Here is a 23026-nt window from a genome sequence, read left to right as displayed (position 1 = left end):
TCTAAAATATGTCAAAATCAAACAATACGCGGTTCCTCCACTTCTCGGACGCCCATATCGGGCACCGACAGTACAACCTGAAGAAACGGCGGGACGACATGAACCTTACCTACAACTGGGTGATCCACCAAGCCATTGAACACGACGTAGACTTCACGGTCTTCGGCGGCGATCTCTTCCACAACAAGAACGTTAACGCACTCGCCCTCAGTGACGCAGAGAGAGGACTCGAAAAACTACGTGAAGAAGATATCCCGGTCGTCGGTATTCGGGGAAACCACGATGCCAAGCTCTACAAAGAAGATCTTCACTGGCTCGAATACCTTCATACCAAGGAAAACCTGGTGCTGCTGAACGCCGATCTCGATGGCGATGGCCCAGTATTTGAGGAACACGACCCGGAGAACCCTGGAACCTCATCAGGCTACATCGAGATAAACGGTGTCAGGATATTCGGGCTTCAGTACCTTGGCCAACAAACCGGACGGTACCTAGAAACCGTTGCGGAAGGAATCCGCCAGGTCAACGAAGAGAAGGGCGAACCCGATACCACCGTTCTCCTCGGCCACTTCGGCATCGAAGGCCATATTCCCGGGATGAGCGGCGGCATCTCATACAACCAGCTTGAACCGGTCGAAGAACTAGTCGACTACCTCGGACTCGGCCACCTCCATAAACAGTACAGCCACGGCGACTGGATCTTCAACCCTGGCTCTCCTGAAGCACATAACACACGACAGGCACGGTGGGACCTCGGATACTACCTTGTTGATGTTGAACCGGACGGAAGCTTTGAGGCTGAACACCGCCTCTCGAAACGCCGTCCCTTCTACAGAATCGACTTCGAGGTCGACCAGTACGACACACCGGAGGAACTCGAACAAGGCTTCAAACAGAAGGTTATGGATGAAATCCCGGGTCTTCAACAAGTACAGCAGAAAGATCGGTACACCAATCAAGGACAGCCACGGAACCCGGTTATCGACCTTCACCTCGAAGGCCTCCTCAACTTCAACCGGTCCCAGCTGGATATCGAACGGATCCGTGAGATCGTCGAACAGAAAACCGATGCGTTACACGTCAGCTTGAAAGACGCAACCGAGTCACGGGAAGCCATCAGCGTCATCCAAGACCTCGAAGAAGGCGAAGAGGAGATACAGAACGAGGACGGCCAGATCGATAGAGACAAGCTAGAACACGCTGTTTTCCAGCAGCTAGCCGGTCAAGACTCCCGGTACGAAACCGATGTCGAGGGCGTCGCAGAAACCCTTTCCTCGGTAAAGAACAGCTTGTTAGCCGGTGATTCACCGGAGTCAGTCGCTGAAACCGTCAAAGAACGCCGCCGCGAACTGTTCCCTGAAACCGGAGGTGACAACGAATGAAGATTACTGAAGTCGACTTATCCAACATCAAGAGCTACAAACAAGGCACTATCAAACTCACTGAAGGCGTAAACGCAGTCATCGGACAGAACGGCGCAGGCAAATCCACCGTCCAGGAAGCTGTCGGGTTCGCATTATTCGACCATCTCCGCCTCACCCAGTCCGAATTCGTGAGAGACGGGGAAAACAGTGGAAAAGTCGCGGTCAAGTTCATCTCCAACAAGAACGGGAAGGAGTACACTGTCGAACGGTACGCCGACCGATCCATACACCGAATCCTCGACGAGGATGGGAACAAACTGGATCTAACCGACAAGGACGAACGGGTACAATGGCTGAAAGAACATCTTGGCGTCCCCGAGTCTAACAGTCTTGAAAAGCTTTGGAAGTCCAGTATCGGGGTTCCACAAACACAGTTCACAAACGACTTCGCGAAAAGCCAGTCGAAACGGGAAGGCGTTTTCAACCCGCTTCTCGACGTCGATGTCTACGACGATCTCTGGAGCGAGCTCAAAGACGTAAACGATGAGCTCCGTAAGGAAATCAACGAGATAGAGAAGGATCTTGAAGGACTCCACGCACAGGTTGAAGGACTTGAAGAAACCCGGGAGGAGAAAGACGATCTCGAGGATGATATCGAGGAGCTGGAAACCGATCTAGAAGATGCTGAGGAGCAGTTAGAGGACAAGGAAGATCGTCTGGAAACGCTTCAAGAAATAGATGATGAGATCGAGGAGCTGGAAAAGAAGATCAAGGAGAAAGAGAATACTATAGAGAACCGGGAAGAAAGCTTGGGAGAAGCGGAAAAAGCATTAGAGGAAGCGGAGGAAGCCCAGGAAATCATCGACGAGGTCGAGGATGCATACGAGGAGTATGAAGAGAAAGACGAGGAACTGGAAAAGCTACGTGAGAGAAAACAGGAGAAAGACGACGTAGAGGATCGGATCACAGAGATCGAGAAAAAGATCAGCCAGTTAGAGGCGAAAAAGGAGAACCTGGAGGAACAAGTCGAGAAGGCCGAAAAAGCGCAGGAGAAGATGGATGAGTTGGAAGATAAGAAGAAGCGTCAGAAAGAGTTAGAAGACAAGTTAGACGGGATTGAAGATAAGGAAGATAAGATCGAGGAACTGAAAACCGACTTAGAAGACGCTGAAGACGAGTTAGACGAGCTGGAGACGGAGATAAAGGATCTCGAGAAGGAAATAGAGGAGATCAAGGAAAAGAAGGAGACAGCGGAAAAGCTGGAGAGTCTTGAAGAGAAAGAACAGGAATTCCGTGATGAGAAGTCCCGTCTCGAAGCGAATATCGACGACTACAAAGAGGCGATCTCTATCCTTGAAGACGCAGAAGGCGCCGACTGCCCGACCTGTGGCCAGGATTTAGATGCGGAACACCGGCAAAAAGTCCTAACCGAAAAACGGGAGGAGAAGGAGAGTGCTGAGAACAGGATTCAGGAAATCGACTCCAAGCTTGAGGAGTTAGAAGAGGAGATTGAAGAGGCCGAAGAAGCTCAACGGCAGGTCCAGCGTCTTGACGACCTCAACCCTCAACTCAAAGAGAAACAGGAGGAGAAACAGGAGCAGGAAACGGAGATCAAGGAGATCAAGAAGGAGATCAAAAGCTTGGAGGAAGAAATCGACTCCAAAGACAAGGTTGAGTCTGAACTGGAGGAACTGGACGACCCACGCTCCGATTACAAGGAAGCAGAAGTCACCTACCAGAACAACAAGGATGCGGAGTCCGGCCTTGAGGAGGTCGAAGAGGAGTTAGAAGAATGGGAGGAGAAGAAGGAAGAGAAACAGGACGAACTGGATGAGTTCGGGGATATTGAAACAAAGATCGAGGAGATCGAGGACCGTTTAGACGAGCTTGAGGACGACCACCGGAAGTACGTCAGCAAGGAAGAAACAGCGGAAAAGGTCGAGGAAAGACAGGAACGGGTAGACGATCTCGAACAGGAAATTGAAGGCCTCGAGTCAGAGGTTGAAGAGTTTGAGGACCAGCTCAGTGAGAAAGAAGAACAGCTTGATCCAGAAGAACTGGAACAGCTGGAGTCAGAAGTCGATGACTTGAAAGGCGATATTCGGGAGTACGAAACCCGGATTGAGGAGAAAGAAGGCCAGGTGGATGACCTGGAGGACGAGATCGAGGAGATGGAAGAAGCGAAGCAGGATCTCGAGGAGAAGGAAGACGAATACACAGAACTCAAGAAGGATCTGGAGTACGGGGAGTTCCTCCGGACCAAGATGAGGGACGCCGGTGAACAGGTCCGAGAAGTCATGATCAAGAAGATCTCGAAGGAAGCAGACCGGATCTACCGCCAGCTTCGAGGCAATCCCGGTGAGAAACTGGAGTGGCGGAAAGACTACAAAATTATTGTCGAAGAAAACGACCAGCGGAAACCGTTCCAGAAACTCAGCGGCGGTGAAAAGATGAGCGCTGCACTCGCTGTAAGACTGGCGATCCTTCAGCTCTTGAGTGACGTTGATATCGTCTTCCTGGATGAACCGACGACCAACCTCGACAGCGAGAAGAAGGGCAACCTCGTCGACCAGATCCAGGAACTCAACGGTTTCGAGCAGTTGACCGTCGTCAGTCACGATGATACCTTTGAGTCGATGACGGAACACGTGATCGCTGTTGAAAAACAGAATGGAGCTTCAAAGGTGGTGGATCAGTAGGATGCCGCTTTACAGGAAACACGTGGCTCAAGACCTCGAGAATAAACGAAGCGAGTTCGAGGGCAAATCAGTTCAAGACGAAGTGATCGAGGAGTACCGTCAAGCAGCTACGTCAGCCACCACCGACTATACGAAAACAGAGATCGAAGAGGAGTTAGCCGACTACACGCTCCCCGGCGCACTTCCTACAGAAGAACTCAACGAACAAGACGGTTTGATCGTCCCGTTTGAGGACAGTAAGGACTGGGAGTCACATGAAGCGGTTAACGACTGGGCTCGAAGCCACCTCGAGAACACGACTACTATCGCCGCAGACGGCTCACAGATCGATCCGGTGACAGAGTTTGAACAGCCTGTTGCCCTTGTCCAAGCTGTCTGGATGGCTAATAACCATACAATAGACGGGGATTACCAACGAGGTGTCGAAACAGAAGTCCTGACACCTGAAGACCTTCTGTACGAGGATCCGGAAAGCGGTCATATCCTTATCGACGATGAGGAGACCTCTCTCACCCGGTTTGAATCCGAAATGGAGGTACTTGCCAACCGGATTGAAGAACACAGTGAGGACGAGACACCGCCTGTCGTCATGTACGACGGGCCGTTAATCCTCTCGTTCGCTCAGATGTTCAATGACAGTACGCAGAAACGGTATATCGAATCACTGGCCAAAGTCTTAGCCGCCAGCAAACACCACAAAGTCCCGGTTGTTGGCTATACCGCCGGTTCAAAAGCCAGTGATCTCGCCAAAATGCTTGAATCGCTTGAACTCGCTGATACCAACGTCACACTTCGAGACTACCAGGTATTAAACGAGTTCATGGAAAACTGGGGAGACCGCTCCATCATCTTCAACTCACGGCGAGATAACTCTCTCAACTGGCTTACTGCGACCTACCGTGGAGAAAGCTACGACTTTTCAGAAGACATCCTATTTACATACCTCAACATCGGTCCCGGTCCGCAGATGGATCGGGTGGACTTCCCACGGTGGATCTACCGCGAAGGATTGGTAGACCACGTTCTCTCAGCGCTCCGCGCAGAATGTGGGATCGGCCGTGGATACCCGGAGATACTACAAGCGGTTGACGCAGACGCCGTTATCAGCAAGCAGGAACGGGAGGAGTTCCTACGGATGTTCCAAGACTTTTCGAACGAACATAATATTGACATCAAATGGGACAGCAAAGCACTCAGCAAAAAACGGAGGCGACGATAAAAATATGACAGACAACACTGAAATCGGGAAAATCATTGGATCAAACTCACACATCGATTACATCTGTGAGATCTACACAGAACGAATGCGTGAAAACTCCCCGAACCCCACCGATTACGAGTTCGGCGAGTTCGTCTACATCAAAAAGACAATCGAAAACCAAGAATGCGCCTTCATAGGCGTTATCTACGACACCCAGATCGTAGATCCTGACCAGGGACGGACGGGGCCACGACTTGCACAGCCAGAAGAGCAGAACGTGTTCCAGCCCAGCTACGTCGACGAAAAACAGATACTGACAGGTATCGCCATCCTTGGACACGCAGACCTGGAGGACGGTGAAATCGTTGAGGCAGACCACTCGATCCCCCGATGGACCTTAGAGGTCGATGACGTCGTCCGGAAGCTTCCGGAAGACCAGGTTGTCCGGTTCCACGAACTGAACGACGAACTCCACCTAGAATACTACCAGAGGATCGTGGACGTAGCTGGCGGGTTCGCTGAAGATATTCTATCACAGATACTGGACCAACTGAAACAGAAACGGCCTGAGGAGGCTGACGCACTCGATGTGATACAGAAAAATCTGGAATGGGAAACCAAGATGGAGGGGATGTAAACGATGACCGTTGGAATAGTCTGTGAACCAGGAGAACAGGCTAACGAATTCGTATTCGTTACACCTGACGATACCGAGTTGAAGACAGGTGAGTTCATCTTCTACGAAAGCAGCGTTACTGTAGAAAACGACGATGGCGATCTCGTAGAGGAGAAGAAGAAGATTTTCGCCCGGGTAACCAGCCGTGAGCAGAAACGAGGCTTCCCAGACAACTTCATGGCCGACCCCGGTGTCTCTCCGGAGTCCGTCGCCCGTAGACTCGGTATCTCAACAGAAGGTGTCGACCTCTACAAAATAACGGCGACCATCATCGGATACTTCGATGAAAAGCTTGGTGACTTCACCAACCCCCGTATCGTTCCCCAGCCCGGGACAACTATTGAACTCGCTTCAGATACAGACCTAGAGGAGTATCTGACAGACGTCGACCCAGAGGAGGAAGGCTCCGCACGTATCGGAGAACTGCTTCACAGACCGCCAGGAAAGACACAGATCGATCTCCCGATAGACAACTTCGCATCGACCCACCTTTCGGTGTTAGCCTCGACCGGCAGCGGGAAATCCTACACCTCTTCTGTCCTGATCGAAGAGATGATGCAGCCGGATTCCCGCGCTTCCATCCTTATCGCAGATCCACACGGCGAGTACGGATCACTCCAAGAGATGGAGACTGACGACCGGTTTCAGGGAGACGATGGGTACAGTCCGGAGGTCAAGAAGATAAAACCTGAAGATATCCATATCCGTATCTCCGAACTCACGGTCTCCGACCTGTTCTCGCTGCTTGACGACCCATCGGACGCTCAGGAACAAGTACTGGCAGAAGCATGGGATGAACTTCAGTCAGGTAGTGACGGCAACAGCGAATACATCTCGACCAACGATCTCCAGCAGAAGTGCCAAGAGGTCGGGAAAGAGAAAGGATTAGAGAGTAGCGCCCGCGCCCTGGACTGGCGTATCGAGAAAGCACTTGGCGGCGACCTCTTCCACCACAGCAAGCATCTCTCACTCCCAGAACTACTTCAACCCGGTCGATGCACCGTGCTCCAGCTCGACACCCTTGATCTCCGTGACCAACAGATGCTTCTCAGCGTCTTGTTCAGAAAGATCAACCATGCACGGGTAGAACACGTAAAGGGTAGGGACAGCGAGCTTGATTTCCCTGTCTTCACACTTTTAGAAGAAGGCCACAGGTTCGCCCCTGCCGACGGTGACGCCCGCTCACTAGGCATCTTGGGAACGATCCTAAGCGAAGGCCGCAAGTTCGGTATCGGAGTCGGTATCATCAGTCAACGTCCGAGCAAGATAGATGACGACGTCCTCTCACAGTGTAAGACCCAGATCATCATGCAGATACAGAACCCCTTAGATCAGGACGCTGTGAAGAAAGGGGTTGAAGATGTCGGAGAAGACCTTCTGGATGAGCTTCCCGGCCTTACACCAGGTCAAGCAATCATCGCCGGTGACAGCGTGAACACCCCGTTCCTAGCACAGATACGTGAACGGTATACCAGCCACGAGGCGGAAAGCCTTCCCGCCACAGAACTCTGGACTGACGCCTGGAACGGTCAAGACACGGAACCCTCCGGACTTACTGAAGCGGACGAAGAGGAAGGAGTCGAAGACAGAGACGCCCTGATCTAATCCCTTTCTTCATTAAACCGGGTTCTCACCTGCTCTTTGAAGGTCTGGAACCGGGTTTCAAACTCGTTGAGTTGCTGTTTCAACTCCTGGACCTCTCGGACAAGTTCTTCTCGACTCCAACTCTCATACCTCTCCCTGTCCCTTTCTAGGTCCGACACGACTTCTTCGCCTTTATTCGTCAATGTACCTCTCTTCGGCGTCCGAAATGTCCGTTTCTGACCGTTTACAGATCTGGTTGTATAGCCGTCAGGCCGGTCCACCTGGATCAGGTCGAGTTCCTCGAGTTTTCTGAAGCAGTGGTTTACCTGCCCGTTGTCGTAGACCGTAGTCGAAGTGATCTCCTGGAGATCTTTCCCGTGACTGATCTCGACAAGGACATCGATATCTTCCTCCCTTAACGGCAACTCATCCCCTCTCATTTGAAAACACACCTCTGTTCCAACTCAGTACAGAACCCGTCATCTTCCCGGTAGAGACAGAACTGCTCCAAATCCTCCCGAGATTGGTGCTCGAGTTCAGGACACTCCGATATATTGTTGTGGACTGTAAGATCGTTCTCACTGATCTCAATAACCCGGTACTCACCATCCAGAATCAGTTCGGTATCGGTGAACTCGTCGCCGTCATCAGTGTAGTAGCTGTAACTGCCGAACTCATCCTCGTACTTGTCCCCATTACGGTTGACAGGGTCCTCAACGATACTCCGTAGTTTAGCTGCGTTACCCTGTTCAACAACGAAGATGCACTCCGCATCGTTTTCGACCGCTCTCTTGAAGTTCTTCAGCACTTTCGCCGGCTTCGTCAGAGTACCAGTTTCTGCCTCAAGATGAGCTACTGAACCATTGGGGAGAGATACCTTTGCATCAGGCTTGCTGTCACCTTCACCCTGGTAGAGAAGGTTGACCTGTATTCCTCGTTCCTCAAGTAGGTTCCTTGCCTTCCTCAGGAGTTCTCCGTGTTTTTCTCCTCCTGCGTTTCTGCCTCTACCTAACGACTCTTCCACTTTGACGGGAGAAGTTGTCCCTGTCACTATCCTCCTTTTCTTCAACTCCTGAGTCTGTTGGGGGTCGCCGTCCCAGGGCGGGTATGTATCGACGATAATAGCTGAGCGTTGTTTCTGTTCTCCTGGTGTCTGGAGAACAGCACGGTACTTTCCAAGGTTTTCTACCTCCCTTTTGTTGACACCAGTAAACATGTTGAGTAGTCGGCGTTCATTGTCGGATCCAAGGGGATTGAAGGCGATCTTGGTACGACAGTTGTTGATAACCGCTTCCCTCATTGTACTCGAGTCGAGGTTGGAGAGGTACTGTGTGGCAAGCCAGCAGCCAAGGCGGTACTCCCGTGCCTCGCTCAACATCTTCGCTACCGCCGATCCTTCCGAGGCGAAGTTTTGTAGTTCGTCTATATACAGGTAGAATGGAGTCCGCTCCCCGGGTTTCTGGGTGATACGGCTCTGTGCCGCAGCCCAGATCTTGGTGACCACGATGCTTGCTATAAGTGTTGAGACAGTATCACCGACTTCGCCTTTCTGTATATTGAGGAGGATGATCTTCCCCTGGTTGACCGCGTCTCGGAAGTTGACTGTAGATTCTTCCGAGGAGACGATCCTCCGTATGGTTGAGTTCATAATGAAGTCGTTCAACCGGCGTTGAAGCGGTTCCAGATGGTAGCTCGACAGATCCTCCTTCACACGGACGAGCTGTTCCCTGACAACGGTGTTTTCTGTCCTGTCGATAAGCTCCACGAGTTGTTCTGGGTTGATGACGCAGCGGAAGACATCCATCAACGAGTTCGTCTCATTTTGATAGATGTTGAGGTCGAGATGCGCTCTAAGCAACGTTTCAAGGATACGGCCGAACCGGTCGCCCCAGTTCTCACTCTGCCGCTTGAACAGGTCGATGAGGTCAGAGACGATGATCTCTTTCTGGTTCTCCTTCTGTGCCTCAGTCATTCCTTCTGTGATGTACGGCTCTAACACGTTGATCGAAGGAACCGGGTCAATAGACGGATCGAGGTAGAGAACGTCGTCAAAACGACTTCTAGGTAGTTTTCCCAGTACCTGTCTGATTGCCTCTCCTTTGGGAACTGCCATACAGACACCACGGCCCTTGTAGATGTCTTGTAACGCAGCATGAACCATCATCTGGGTCTTCCCGTAGCCGGTTGGCCCGGTATTCAGGACGTGGAGCAGACGTTTGTCGTCAGGAATCCCGATGTTTTCCTCGACTCCGAGTATACTGGTGTGTGTACCGACGTACGTCGTACCTGTACCGCTGTTCTCTATCAGTTTTCGGGCTTCTTCGGGAGTCATAACGCTGTTTCCAGGTTTTGCTGATTGCGGTCAGGAACCGATACGAGCCCGGCTAGTTCTTCAGTCGAAACGCGGAAACGGTGGCTGTAACCCCCGAACTCTCTGTCAGCGATAGCCTGGTTGAGGCCTAGAAGGTGTTTCTGCCGCCGGCTTTTGACCGGAGTAGCGTTGAGGTACTGCCCGCTTTCCGGGTTCTCATAGATGTTGAAAGCACCAGCCAATTCCTTGACCCTTGACGCGGTATACTCCCCGGCACTGATCACTGCGAAACGGATCGATACATAGAACCCGCGTGTACCGGCTTTCCGTTCCACCAGGTCTGCCTGGCTCTGTTCACGAGGTGTGGCCGACCGACTGCCCCAGAGCTTCTCCTTCTCTTTCCGAAGGAATCCCGCTGTCTGATACGCTCTGCGTTTCCGCCACCATTCCTTCAGTGACCGTCCTGCGATCGGCTGAAACAGGATCTGGACCACTATACGTGTATTCATCATCGCATGGCGGTGAAGCGCTGCGACAAGGCTGTTGATCGGTGGTGAGTCAAAATCAGTCCGTAACGGGAATCTGTCTTTCCGGCCTGTCGTAAGTATTCCTCCGCCAACCGTGTCCTCGGGGAGGACGGGAAGCCCATTGACACCGGTATCGAACCCTATACCAGAAACTGTGTTAGAGAGATGCGTCCGTACCTTTCTATCCAAACGTTTAGTGGGAGTACAGAACTGGAGCCGCAACTGGTCAGGGTTCGGCCGCCGTATCTCATAAGCAATTAACGGGGAAACATTGCTTGTCTTCAATAACTTCGTCTGGATCTCAAGTATCCCACGAACGAATCTGTCGACCGTTGAAGGGACGTCTCCGTCTCGAGGCGGATGGATTTCGACAGGGTAGTAACAGTCCGGACCCGGATGCTGTAACCGTTCCGCTTGGTCCTCGTCGACAACTGTGTAGCTCTGCTTCAAAAGATTCATCGAACCACCTCCAATCCTTGTTCACGGCTATTCTCGATCACTCGGTGTTCCAAGTCGGTAGACGGAATCCGGATCCTGGTGTCGATAACGTCGTTGACATGGAGAAGTGCTTCGCCGATCCCTGCGTCTTCTCCGATCCGTAAGTTCTTCAACCGCCATATCTTCTCGTCTGACAGTCGATAGTAGTCGATCATCGAGTCGCTGACTTCCTTTTCCCGGAAGAACAGTTCGCCTACGACCTCCTTCAGGATCTCTTTCCCTTCTTGGTACTTTGTGAAGTGTGACGCACTTTGACTAATCATATGGACCGCGATGTTGCAATCTCGAGACTCGAGAACGAGCTGCCGGAGAACGGCCCGACCCCTGTCATCATCTAAAATGTTGTGTGCCTCGTCAACTAGGACCAATGTTTTTCTCTGATCTTTCGAGACTTTCGAGTAGACCTGGTCGAGAAGTTCAACAAAAGCCGTAACGTTCTCGAACTCGCCGCGTTCACGAGGTTCGAAGCTGATGATATCACGGTCGAAGTTATACTCGTTCCCCTGGTCGATAAGCCGTGATTCGCCGCCTAACGCCTTGACCGTGGAACCGTACTCCTTCTTCGGATCCAATACAATAAGGCGAAGATCAGGGTAGACAAGCATCGACCGCATCAACTCGAGGTGGGCCGTGTAGCTCTTCCCAGAGCCGAGAATGCCTGTTACCGTCATTGAATGCGAGCTCCAAGAAAACCGATCAAGAAGGATCGGAGTGCCATCCTCAACGTCAAACCCGTACAAGACTCCGTTTTCAGCTTCCAAAGGCTGTGTGCCAAAGGGAAAGCCGGAAGATGCTGAGAGAGATGGCATCAGAAAGGTTTCATCCAACCGATCTGGATAGAATACGGAGTCCGTGCAGTAGGCGTGATCGTTACGGTAGCCAGGCTGTCTAACCTCAAGCCCTAATACTCGGAGCTGAGAGATCACTTGTTCGAACGTCTCCTGCACCTCTTCTCGAGTGGCTCCGTGGACCGTGATATACGTGCCGTACCGGACAGGGGTACATTCCTGATCTGCTAGGAGATCAAGGAACCATTCGATATCATTCACCAGCTTCTCCAAGTTGTTTACACCGTAGCGGCCAGCTCGACGGGAGGTGGCGATCTCCGCTTTTAACTTGGTTAAGTGCCGTTTCAGCTTCCGGGTTGCCGCCGATATACTTACAGGATCGACCGTTTGCGTCACATCCACCAACCCATCCACACGGAGAACCCTCAGCAACCAGTCCATATCAAGATCCGAGGGAAACCCCGAGATATACAACAGCTTCCTATACTCCTGAGATTTTTCGGTACCTAAACTGCAGAACTCCCGAGTCACAACCGGCTTCCTGTCTATCTCCCGGCGAATAAACCTTTGAAGCTCGTTCCCTGTAAGGTGTACAACATCAGGGCTACCGCCTACAAGCGCCGAAGCCACTGTCTGAAGACGTTGGTACAGCTTTTGAAGCGAACTGTTACTAACACTGGAAACACGGACGACGATGAAATGCTCCGTATCTACGATCCCGTCTTGGGAGAGCTGCCGACAGTACTCCACATACTCTTCTCGGAACCGTTCGAAACCATCTCTTCGACGAACAAGGTCGATATACGTGTCGAGATCTTTCCGTACCTGCCTCGAGTAGATCTCGAGAGGGAAGGAGACCGCGTCAAACAGTTCCTGGTAGAACTGCCGCAAGGCGTGTTTTCCATCCCTTGTCTTCAGCTCAAAGTTAACCGGAACAACCTGGAGGACACCGATCAACGTATCTCCATCAACCGAAGCATAGGTGCGTTCCACAGTCAGCTTAGGCGGCCGAATTGACTTTTTCATGGAACCACCTTTGAAAGAACCCACCGCAGCAAGTGGTACAACTGCACCTCTATCGGATCACTGTACGGCCGCCACAGGAACCACAACGAGCTCAGCAGCCAGCCAAAGAAAAGTAAGGCAACTGTTTGCCTTACTGAGGCACCCATTTCTTGCGATATCCACCACATCAATACGAGAGGGATACCGAGACGGACCAAATCCTTCCATGTGAACCAGCCGAAGAAACGGACCGGTTCATCGAAATCACCAGGAACACGGACCATCGTCTACCACCTCCCTCCTCTCCGTCGATCCCGTCTACGGTTCCCACGACGCCCCTCGCCACTACCCCAGTAATCATCACCGTTGCCTGGTCTGCCATCGTCGCCGCCATCACCCTCATCATCGTCATCATCATCATCATCCGGCCAGAACTGCGAGGCAATACGATTTGAACGGAAGACCGCTGACTGGGATACGCTGTACAACTGCCGAGGAACCCATAGCATGAGGGTGAAACTGGCGACACCGAGAATCCAGTTCGAGACCCCTTGTAACCCAAATACACCGCTTGCCTCCAACATCGTCAAATTAAACCGGAGTACCAGAACGTCGAGAGGTGCAGCGGCTAAAAGCGCCCACCACCCGCTGATGAACGACTGGGCATAGTACCGGGTATTCGGCAAAACCCAGGCCAACGCCAGTAACGGTGAGATCGCCGCTACGAATAAGATATAGACGTTCCGTATGATAAAGAAGACAACTAGTGATAACAAGAGTACAGAGTTAACTACCGTGACAAGGAAAAATGAGCTAGCTAGTCCCAGGGCCTGGAAAGCTTCTAAAGAGCCTCGGGGCTGGAATGCTTCAACGAAGGCATCACTTGCCTGAACCCCGAACTGGAGAAGATGAAGAGAGACAGTGGAAAACATCAATGCAACTATGAGACGCGGCAAGATGATCCGAACTTCCTCGTAAGAAACTCCGATCTCTACCCCGACAATATAGTGGAGTCCAGCGGCCATCACCACCAGTATCGCACAGGCGTACACCACCATCAACGAAAGCCTATGCACCTCCTGAACAGGCGGGTTCGGATGAATCGTCGGCGTATTTGCCAACACCGCTACAAGGGCATTAAGTAGAGACTCGATCAAACCGTCTCCATTAAACCCTGGTATCTGTCCACGGCTAACACCGGGCACCACCGAGACCAGAAGTAGGCCGGTGAACAGGAGTTTCCAACGCATCTCTACACACCCCTGTTACAGACGCCAAGGTTGACTGCTAAAAACACGATAACTGAGTTCGCCATCAGTACAATCACTACTCCAATAAGGACAGACCGAACGCGGCGATTCGCCCTCTCAATCTGGATTTTTGTTCCAAAAATGTAGATCAGTCCAGCATACGTCAACGACAGAACAGCAGCGGCAACCGCAATGAAAGTCCCCAGTTGAACCAGGGCATCAATTAGATTAAACAACGGAACGAACTCTTGAGAAACTTCACAGGGAACAGCATCAAAGACAGACACCGCTGGATACACTGTTTCTACAAACGGTTCGACTCTCGAGGATAGCGTTGCCACTATCCGGATCACAGCTTGGTACATTGACTTTTCTCACTCCGGTTTCTCACGAGCTTTCGACATCTTCGGGTCGAAGCTCGCGTAACCCAGGGTAGAATCTGGATAACAATATACTATTTTCGAGATGACACAACAGGAGTCTCTGAGCTCTGAGAAAATCCTTGGGACAATGACACCAATAGAAACAACCTGGATTAAATACCGGGTTCAAGATATTGATGTAAAGACGAACGAAAGAGAGACCTATTACCGGGTAAAACTACCTTCGGTCTTTTCGGCATTGGATCTAGACCCGGGGGATACTATCCGATTAGAATGGATGGAGGAAGGTGAACAAGAGTATATCCGTGCTGTCAAAACCGAAGAGGAGGGACCACCTGCCGAAGGATACTACAAAGTCCATACAGATAACTACGTAGAGATTCCGAAAAGATGGAATGAAAACTTTCCTGAAAAATTCTATCAGGCAGCAGTTGAGGCCAATCTAAGCGGAGAACCACACTTCCGTATCTATGATCCCCTAGATTACGGTTTGTATCGTGCCTCGGAACTCTCCGATATTGGATACCGTCCACAACAGGCGAAGAAGGAGGAAGAAGATGAGAAGGAAGATGCTTGGGAGCTTATAGAATCAAAGGATGGTGTTATCGACTTAGCTTCTCGGACCCCTTTTGATGGGCAGAAGGTTAGAATCGTCCCGGTCGAACCTGTTTTTGATCCGTTAATACAGGAAGCAGATGGGAGATGGCATGGAGATAACATTAGCGTGACTTCCGATGATGTAGTTTCCGTAACAGAGGACCACTCTATCCCGCCTAAAAACCTAGATAAGTTAGGTGTTAGATGGGAGCAAGAACTTTCTTCCAGTGAGGATATCGAAAAGCTTCGAACTCATAGTAAGAATAGGAAGACCGCATTAGTATTCAAAGGGTTAAAGATAGAAACTAAGGATGTGATTCTTCCAAAGAAGGGAGGGTTTGGTATCTGGGGAGCTCACTCAGGAAGGCTCGGATATTCATGGCTAGCCTATACTGGCGGAGAATTACAAGACGAAACCCTTCCGAAAGGAAACCCGATCAACAGTGAATGGGGCGGGAAATATTTTGATGCCTCAGAGTCCGATGAATCCTGTATCAAGTTGTACCTCCCTATCCCATTCATAAAAGGAGGAGATCCCGGTATCTGGTGGACCTAACCATTCACCCAGAGATCACATTTTCATATAAATAGAAATGGATAACTCTCCAGTAGAGGGTGGCTCATATCGATTTCCTTGGGCGTGATTTCCAATCCCAGATGGTAGAAGATCTTCGAAAAGCCGGAGATGCAATCCAAGACAAGGGGTATGAAGTGTCATATACCGTTCGAATCTATCAAGATGACCGGATTTAAGCAACCGAATCCGAACCCGGCGAAACAGTAGACCGATTCCTTGACCAGATGTACAATGCTGAGAAAACAGAAATGTATCCTTCAACAGACAGCCTATCAGGTGTCTTTGAGGGACTCTCCAAGAAAAACATAGAAAACGCCCTTAATGAATATCTCTACCAGATAAATGGCCGAGTCTGGGTTGACGAACCAGAAAACGACGATCTAGACCGCATCATCCAGCACGCATTTGTAGACTACCATCCACAGATCCAAAACAGCCGTTTCGAACTCAGCTGGGGAACTCCCTATGCGGAAGACTATATCAAGGAGTTCAAAGAAATACTTGAGCAAGAAGGACTCCAAGCAGAGATACACGAGAGATTCAGAGACAAAATTCTTTGATAATCAATTCACCCTTCTCATGTGAAACACGGTGTTCCGTCGAGTATAATTTATTTTCTTGTCCCCGGATTTGGTAAGGGTGGTACGTTATTTCGGAAGAACTCTACCGTTTTGACAGTCTCGACGAACTCTACCAAACCGCTGAAAAAGTCCCTGTAGTCGATCGCCACGAAGTCTACGCACACCATGAGGACAAAGATGAGTGGGAAGAAATCCCGTATAGAGACAGTCTGTGGACTGACGATCTACGGGCAACCGGCGTAGTATCCTCCTCAAGGGACTTCTACAACATCATCCAGTACGGAGATATCTTAGAGACAGTTGGTGATGCAGTAGACCGCCATCAGGACAGCTCTGAGCTCGATGTCACCGGTACCGTTAGTCTATCACCGACTGCACATAAGATGAGTGCTAAAATCGGCCTCACCGGCGATACCACAGTATACGCAGCCGACGATGATCCTATCGACCTCGGGCTCCAGATCCGGTCTGGCCACTCCGGCTTCCACGCCGTCAAATATGATGTCGGAGGGATGCGTCAGATCTGTAGCAACGGCATGATGGCGTTCGACGGCCGGCTTCATTTCGAACAGACACACAGTGAGCCGTTCCAACCGAGTCTCGCCTACAACGCGGTTGACAGCGTTGTCGAAAGCCCGGAAATCGTCGAAAATCGGATCGAAGAAGCACAGAACCAGACCTTTCTCAACCAGGACGAAGCACTCCTGGTCCTCCTTGAGCAAGGGATCGGAGAGTACCTCGAGCAGCCAGTACCCGACCTCCTGAACTCCTTACACGACGAGATTGATGATAGGGATAGTCCGACACTCTGGGAGACATATAACGCTGCGACACGTGCACTCACCCATTACAGCCGGGACGTTCCTGACTACGAACTTGACACCGGCTTCGAACGGGCCGCTGCTCTCCTTGAAAATGGATATTCAGAACTACCTGACGCCACCAAACTTGGAAAGGAAACCGTAGAGGATCGGGCTAACCAATTTATCGAAGACCAGGATGAGACAGAGCCATACTGGGAAGGGGAGGAAGAAAGTCTTCGAGAACTCATGGCAGAACATCAGACACAGGCCTAACCTCCCATCATCCCATTTCCTTTAGAGATGGTTGCCTCGAAGACCCTGCTTCAACCATGACTCCAGCAGCTCAAATGAAACAGAGGGTCTCAGTACATGTTTCTAGATGAACTCTTCACCATGTCAGTATGGTGCTACATATGATTGAGATCAACCACACCCCGCGGTATATCTACTTCCCATTAAATAGTGCTGATCCAGTGGCAATCGAAGAGAAACCTACTGATGCTACTGTCGAGGTCAAACTCTACGAGGTGGAGCTTGCTGCCCACTCTGGAGCGGTCCGGTAGACGGCGACGGTGACCACGTCTATGGCCGATGAGTTCCGGTTCTACTACGGCTGTGCCTCAGGCAGCGCCCGGAAAGCACTGAGGAAGATGGAAGAACCAAATGTGATGATCAGCCACGCCACAGCGAACAATACGCCGTTCCAGACGATCGAGAACCTCTTCACTGATTCAGGCGGCTACAGCCAGCTCCACACTCACCGAGAGTACCAGTCCTCCGATAGGCAGTATCTCTCGTACCTTAAGGAATATGAGCCGGAGCTGTTCGCTCTCAGGGATTACCCGTGTGAACCCGGACTCCTATGGAAGCTCAACCGAACCGTTAGAGATCATCAGCAGAGGACCACCCGTCACCACAGAAAACTGCTTGATACGTACAACAACGCCGATATCGGTTCTGAGCCGGTCGCTGTTCTCCAGGGATGGAAACCGGAACAGTACCTTTCTCATCTCGATGAGCTCCGGGAAGAAGGCGTACTTACACAGTATGTGGCAATTGGCTCACTCAGTAACCGGAACCCGGAGACAGCAGCTCAGATCATCCATAAAATCCGAAACGCCCTCTCCTCCAAACACAGGTTACATGCCTTCGGTATCGGAACAGATACTCTCCAACTTCCACGGGTCATCGAGTCTCTGGACTCCGCTGATTCAGCTGCCTACGACTTCCGGACACGGATGCGAGAACCTCGACAGACCTGGCGTCAACAAGTCTACCACTACCTCAGTATGAAACGACAGATCAAGTCATGGAGACAGAAGTCTAAGTGCCAACAGTCACTCCTTCAGTCGCTCCAGCAGTAACTTTACCGTCTGTTCTGATCGCAATCTGTGGAAAGGGCTCTGCTGAATCCCTCTGCACTTGATAGGAATGGCGTGCTGCATACAGAGGTCGTAGTCATCAACCCGCCGCATTTCACTTCATACGGGGGCTGACTTGGATCCCGAGATCATTCAAAACGTGGTCGGTGAGGTGAGCAACTAGATTGACCGGTTCAGCACGATCCGGAAGAAACGACGTCAATCAGGAGACGGCAAATGAGATCGACAAAGAATTAGAAGAGATTGAAAGCGAAGTGAAATCAGAGCTTGCGGATATCCGGACTGTAATCCAGACCACAGAGTAGTCAAAAACCCGCTAATTTACACTTCTACTATTTATGGCACTTGTACGAGGATGTGATCTTGTGTTGTCTATTTCTCTGTTATAAAACCGTAGAAATATAGGCAGAGTAACATATATTGATGGGGGAAAATAAATGTAAGCTCACTGTATTAGAAAAATCAATGCCTGACGAGCCACTGGACGACGCTGGAGTATCAGTATATACAATCGGTGACGATGGGATGTGGCCAACGCTGCGGGATGCCGGCCAAATCCGAATCGGCTTCTCCGGCTGTGAACAAGATCTACAGGGTGTTGAATCGGTCAAGGAAGTACGTACGCAATGCGGAATTGAGAGTAGTGGAAACGATAAGGGACGACTGCTGTTCCAATTCGCTTCAAGAGTAGAGGAGGGGGATATCCTTATCGCGAATGGAAGCAATTTCCTGAAGGGGTTCGGTGTCGTACGCTCCGAGTATGAATTTGAGAAAAACCCATCTATTGGAGATTCCTCAGACACCCACTATCGTTGGGTAGGCTGGCTCGATTTGACATTCGACGGTGAAAGGGAAGGCATCGATGTAGAGACAACCGGTGTTACAGTCGTCAGTGGACACACTGGGCTTGTAAATCGAACTGAAAAGTATCCGGACTATCGATCCGCAATCCTCAGTCATACCGATGATGTGAGCGATCCTTCGGCGAGTTATCTTGAAAGAGATATCGAACGGATAGAAAAAGAAGCGGTTGCACGTCATCTAGGATACTCATCGTACGAAACAGACAAACGATCTCCAATCCAGACAACGAATCTCTTCAGAAATGCAGGCGGAAAGGGAGCCTTCAAGGACAATCTCGACAAGACGGTTGGACAATCACTATCATCGGACCAACGTGAGACGATTCGAGAACACTTACTGAAGGCGCCAAACGTCAAATCAGAAGCGTTGCAGCTATTGGAGAGTGAAAACACGACACTATGGGGCACAAAAGGACAACACGTCGAAGAGTATGCTGTCCTCGATCGCGGTGACTGGGTGCTTCACGATGTCTCCGGCACGATTGAATACATCCAACGTGTCGATCACTCGCTAGGATATCTACCCGAAAACATCCGGAGTAACATCGCGGAGGAGATCGCTGGAAATAGTTCGTTTAGCGGACTCTGGATCTCAAGTGCGGAAATCCACCAACCGGATGAGGACTGGTCATCGATCGAAGGTCAGCTGACAGATACGCTAAACCTCGATGGGGAACCGCTTCTGTTCGATAGCGCTGCGGGGATGTTCAACCAATTCAATCCGTTCCCAATCAAAGAAGCGGGTGGCGGAAAGACGGTCCTCGAGGCAATTTTCCCAGACAAGGAATTCTCGGATCCAGAAGTGAAATACGACGTTTCTGAGGGTGATCTCCCGGCTCCACAGAAAAACCCAGGTGTCTCAGCGATATCTGATTATGACCTCCCCGAAGACCAGTGCTTCGTTCTCCTTCCAGAGGGCGGAGAATACGAAGACACACTTGATGAAATTTATCACTTTGAATCCGGAATACCGGGATACAGTCAGCTTGAGTCTGCTGGGGCGGGAACAACCTTCGTTTATCTTCGGAAAGATAGTGCTGGACAGCGGATCTTCGATAGTGTCGGAACAATCGAGACGATTCGAGAAGAATCCCGAGATGAAGATGACTCGACGACCGATTATTATGCGAAAATTGACGAGTTCGAAAGATTTCCGCCAATCCCATTCGATGTCATCGAACCGTACCTGAGCAAGAACGGTCTACTAAATGGCCCGGGAATCCACAAAGTAACGCCACAAGATCTACGACTAATTCTTCAGTGGCACGACGGCCCCCTAGAAGAGACGCTAGCTGAAATTGACGAAACTGACCGACCCGATCTATATAAAGAAGCACTTGTCCACCTAGTTGCCGGTCGGAACCTAGCACTGTACGGCCCCCCAGGAACAGGAAAAACTCACACTGCAAAACAGCTGAGCAAACTCGTTTGCGGCTCGGAAGATGACTTCGCGTTGGCGACTGCGAACGCGGAATGGACAAATTATGAGATCGCCGGCGGTCTTCAACCAACAATCTCGGATGATGGTGATCGTCTCTGGGAACCGGAACCAGGTATTCTCACAAGCGCAGTACAGGATTGCGAGTCACATCTTAAGACAGAGGGTCGACCGGCCTGGCTCATTATCGACGAACTAAACCGGGCAAATCTCGATCAGGCGTTTGGCGATGTGTTCACTCTTCTCGATCTCGATTATCGGTCAGATCTCCCGATCACGTATGCCGGCAAGGACCAGTACGTCCCGCTTTCCTTCCGAATTCTTGCGACGATGAACACACATGACCTCGCACAACTCTTTTCCCTCGGGTATGCGTTTCGACGCCGGTTCGCATTTGTCCGCGTTCCGTCCCTCCTCTCGAACGCAACGACGATCGATCTGAGCGATATCGACACTGCAGGGGTTACCGCACACGATGCGCTGTCACTCGTCGACGACGGGGAAGTCCGATCTACGATTGCGGATGTCGCGCGAGCTCGAGTCGAGCGAACAGCAGTTGACGATCGGGTACTCACCGAGGCTCCGGATGAAGTTACGATTTTTCCACAGCTTGCAGTCCCTGAACGGATCGATGAAGCCCTCAGAGCGGTAACTGAGGGCGGTCTCGATCTCGAAGGCGAGGATTTCATTGAGTCATTGGTCGCCTTCGCTCGGTACGTCGACAAGCACGCTGTCCTCGAACTCGGACAGGCCGTCATTATGGATGCTGTGACATTTGTTCTCGCACATGAACTACTGTTCCCTGGTGAAACTGATGCCGACGTCGTCGACCGAGCCGCCCGTGCGTATATTGTTCCACAGTTCGAGCATGTCCTCAGTGATCTCCGCCGGGCTGAGACGCTTGGTGAGAACGAAGAGTTAGCCGAACATTACACAAACGCGGTCGGTATCGCTGCCGAGTTAGGCCTCCAAAAGACGGCCCAAGCGCTGAAAGACGCCAAGGACAGCAACAGTATTCTGGAATGAGCGGGAACGACCGCGACTATATCACGTTTCACTCATATCCGGTATCGGACCTCGACCTCGATGACGAAGACGAGCAGCAGCTTCGTGATCGGGTTGCACATATTGAAGACGTCGTTAGCGAAGAGTACGCGAGCTCGATCGAGGAGCTTGAAGAAGGACCACCATCGATACGGGGAGACCTGTTTGAGCCTGGGGGTTGGGTCGGCGAGTTCGCTCCAGGCGTCGTCGTGAAACCGGAGCACTTCGACGACGATGCGTTTGAAACGCTGATCACGGAGGTTCAGGATTGGTCAGAAATACTTGGCCCGGACACGATCACGGCGGCGTTTCAGTTCTCCCCGGATCTCCTCTTGGATCAAAAAGCACGCCTTGGACCCTACAGCAACGCACTCCAAACACAGACGGACCAAGTTCTCTCACACCGGCTTCCCGTCGACGTCGAGCAGCGGACAGAACGACATCCAGAGCCCAGGGGGCGCGTCCGGATCCAAGAAACACTACGTGAGCAGGCACGCCAGTCTAACCAGATCGTTTCCCAACGGACGGAGTTCCGTCTCGACTCATTGGAGAACCTTATTCTCGTCCGCTTTCACGCGGTACTCGCGAGAGAACTGCGTCGACTCACCCAGCAACACCAGTACTACATGGACCTACTGGGAGACCGTCTTGCCTACCATCGGAGTGTTCTCGACAAGCCTCTCTTCGATCGACTACTGGAGAAAGGACTGGACGAGCCACTAACGACGATCGAGACGATAGATGAGGCACGGCGTGGTGCTGACGAGGACTTCATGCTCATCATCGATCTCTGGGAATCGTTCCTTCAGAACATCAACCTAGAGCTTGCGTTCACCGATCACTACGACACTGCCGTCAAGCCGATGTCGAAGGTCTATGAGGTGTGGGTTCTTCGCCGACTCCTCGAGAGCGTCGCCGATATCGAGGGGGTCGAACCGAATATCGGCGAAATCGCTGGTGCGTACTCAATTGGCGACTACACGGTCCACTACAACCAATCTCCGAATCGTCCAAACGGGGTCTCTGGGTCGGACGTCTCGACTCCTTTTACGAGTCGATACTTCGAACCAAACCTCGGCCGGAGTGTCGGCGATCCCGATTTCGTTATTGACTACGACGGCGAGACGATCTGGGTCGGCGACGCAAAATACAAGGATGCGCCGAGTGTTTCGGACGTGCGACAAGTACTCGGCTACGCAGTTGACCTGATTGATCCCAATATCGGTGGTGACGGAGTGCTCTTCTACCCAGGTACCCAGCGGACTGGACGGGATGGTCGCATTCGAGAGTATCACCTGCACGAGAAACCTCTCCATCCGCAACACGTTCTGGGACAATTCGAGGAGGTGGAGAAACAACTGACGGCACACAAAGATGAGAGAGATAGCGAGACACGAACGACTACCTGTAATTTAATATAATTGATGATATTATTGGTATTGCTCAGATACCGTA

17 protein-coding genes are annotated in these 23026 nt (G+C 51.3%); 12 read left to right on the top strand and 5 right to left on the bottom strand.

The window, feature by feature from the left end; translation table 11 throughout:
* The first annotated feature begins 8 nt into the window (after window positions 1-8).
* Genes ATJ93_RS12190 through ATJ93_RS12170 form a run of 5 tightly spaced genes read left to right on the top strand, consistent with a single transcriptional unit; the run spans window position 9 to window position 7545 of the window.
* Window positions 9-1382 carry a metallophosphoesterase family protein gene (locus ATJ93_RS12190; protein ID WP_120244892.1) on the top strand — a complete coding sequence of 458 codons (1374 nt, stop codon included), beginning with the start codon at window positions 9-11 and terminating at the stop codon, window positions 1380-1382.
* On the top strand, window positions 1379-4063 hold the full coding sequence (locus tag ATJ93_RS12185) for an AAA family ATPase (protein WP_120244891.1): 2685 nt from the start codon (window positions 1379-1381) through the stop codon (window positions 4061-4063). The genes ATJ93_RS12190 and ATJ93_RS12185 overlap by 4 nt, the downstream gene beginning before the upstream one ends.
* A gap of 1 nt (window position 4064) precedes the next feature.
* Window positions 4065-5282 carry a DNA double-strand break repair nuclease NurA gene (locus ATJ93_RS12180; protein WP_170155566.1) on the top strand — a complete coding sequence of 406 codons (1218 nt, stop codon included), beginning with the start codon at window positions 4065-4067 and terminating at the stop codon, window positions 5280-5282.
* A gap of 4 nt (window positions 5283-5286) precedes the next feature.
* Window positions 5287-5901: a hypothetical protein gene (locus ATJ93_RS12175; protein WP_120244889.1), complete on the top strand. Its 615-nt coding sequence runs from the start codon at window positions 5287-5289 to the stop codon at window positions 5899-5901.
* A gap of 3 nt (window positions 5902-5904) precedes the next feature.
* Complete coding sequence (locus ATJ93_RS12170) at window positions 5905-7545, top strand: ATP-binding protein (protein ID WP_120244888.1); 1641 nt, start codon at window positions 5905-5907, stop codon at window positions 7543-7545.
* On the opposite strand, the gene ATJ93_RS12165 is transcribed toward ATJ93_RS12170, so the two are convergent.
* The 5 genes from ATJ93_RS12165 to ATJ93_RS12140 form a co-directional block, all read right to left on the bottom strand.
* The gene (locus ATJ93_RS12165; RefSeq protein WP_120244887.1) at window positions 7542-7964 is read right to left on the bottom strand and encodes a hypothetical protein; all 423 of its coding nucleotides are present in this window, start codon (window positions 7962-7964) and stop codon (window positions 7542-7544) included. The genes ATJ93_RS12170 and ATJ93_RS12165 overlap by 4 nt on opposite strands.
* Window positions 7961-9856 carry a type IV secretory system conjugative DNA transfer family protein gene (locus ATJ93_RS12160; protein ID WP_120244886.1) on the bottom strand — a complete coding sequence of 632 codons (1896 nt, stop codon included), beginning with the start codon at window positions 9854-9856 and terminating at the stop codon, window positions 7961-7963. Before ATJ93_RS12160 ends, ATJ93_RS12165 begins: the two co-directional genes overlap by 4 nt.
* Window positions 9853-10821 carry a hypothetical protein gene (locus tag ATJ93_RS12155; RefSeq protein ID WP_120244885.1) on the bottom strand — a complete coding sequence of 323 codons (969 nt, stop codon included), beginning with the start codon at window positions 10819-10821 and terminating at the stop codon, window positions 9853-9855. Before ATJ93_RS12155 ends, ATJ93_RS12160 begins: the two co-directional genes overlap by 4 nt.
* Window positions 10818-12674 (bottom strand): helicase HerA domain-containing protein, encoded by a 1857-nt coding sequence (locus ATJ93_RS12150; protein ID WP_120244884.1) that lies wholly within the window; start codon window positions 12672-12674, stop codon window positions 10818-10820. The genes ATJ93_RS12155 and ATJ93_RS12150 overlap by 4 nt, the downstream gene beginning before the upstream one ends.
* Window positions 12675-12940: 266 nt before the next feature.
* Window positions 12941-13903, bottom strand: coding sequence for a hypothetical protein (locus tag ATJ93_RS12140; RefSeq protein WP_147376650.1), 963 nt, complete (start codon window positions 13901-13903; stop codon window positions 12941-12943).
* Window positions 13904-14368: 465 nt separating this feature from the next.
* Between ATJ93_RS12140 and ATJ93_RS23250 the strand changes: the two genes are divergently transcribed.
* From ATJ93_RS23250 to ATJ93_RS12110, 7 genes are all read left to right on the top strand, one after another.
* Window positions 14369-15439, top strand: coding sequence for a hypothetical protein (locus tag ATJ93_RS23250; RefSeq protein ID WP_147376649.1), 1071 nt, complete (start codon window positions 14369-14371; stop codon window positions 15437-15439).
* Window positions 15440-15684: 245 nt separating this feature from the next.
* Complete coding sequence (locus ATJ93_RS12135; RefSeq protein ID WP_120244881.1) at window positions 15685-16020, top strand: hypothetical protein; 336 nt, start codon at window positions 15685-15687, stop codon at window positions 16018-16020.
* A gap of 89 nt (window positions 16021-16109) precedes the next feature.
* Window positions 16110-17117 carry a DUF932 domain-containing protein gene (locus tag ATJ93_RS12130; RefSeq protein ID WP_120244880.1) on the top strand — a complete coding sequence of 336 codons (1008 nt, stop codon included), beginning with the start codon at window positions 16110-16112 and terminating at the stop codon, window positions 17115-17117.
* 140 nt (window positions 17118-17257) lie between these two features.
* A complete protein-coding gene (locus ATJ93_RS23670) occupies window positions 17258-17407 on the top strand; it encodes a hypothetical protein (RefSeq protein WP_170155565.1) in 150 nt (49 codons plus the stop codon).
* A gap of 21 nt (window positions 17408-17428) precedes the next feature.
* Window positions 17429-18208, top strand: a complete 780-nt coding sequence (locus ATJ93_RS12125; RefSeq protein WP_120244879.1) for a deazapurine DNA modification protein DpdA family protein — start codon at window positions 17429-17431, stop codon at window positions 18206-18208.
* 483 nt (window positions 18209-18691) lie between these two features.
* Window positions 18692-21553 carry an AAA family ATPase gene (locus ATJ93_RS12120; protein WP_170155564.1) on the top strand — a complete coding sequence of 954 codons (2862 nt, stop codon included), beginning with the start codon at window positions 18692-18694 and terminating at the stop codon, window positions 21551-21553.
* Window positions 21550-22992: a hypothetical protein gene (locus ATJ93_RS12110; RefSeq protein ID WP_147376648.1), complete on the top strand. Its 1443-nt coding sequence runs from the start codon at window positions 21550-21552 to the stop codon at window positions 22990-22992. The genes ATJ93_RS12120 and ATJ93_RS12110 overlap by 4 nt, the downstream gene beginning before the upstream one ends.
* Window positions 22993-23026 lie beyond the last annotated feature (34 nt).

Origin of the sequence: Halopiger aswanensis (assembly GCF_003610195.1) — an archaeon.
Taxonomy (GTDB): domain Archaea; phylum Halobacteriota; class Halobacteria; order Halobacteriales; family Natrialbaceae; genus Halopiger; species Halopiger aswanensis.
Note: the sequence above shows the minus strand (reverse complement) of the source record. Positions and strands in the feature narration are given on the sequence as shown.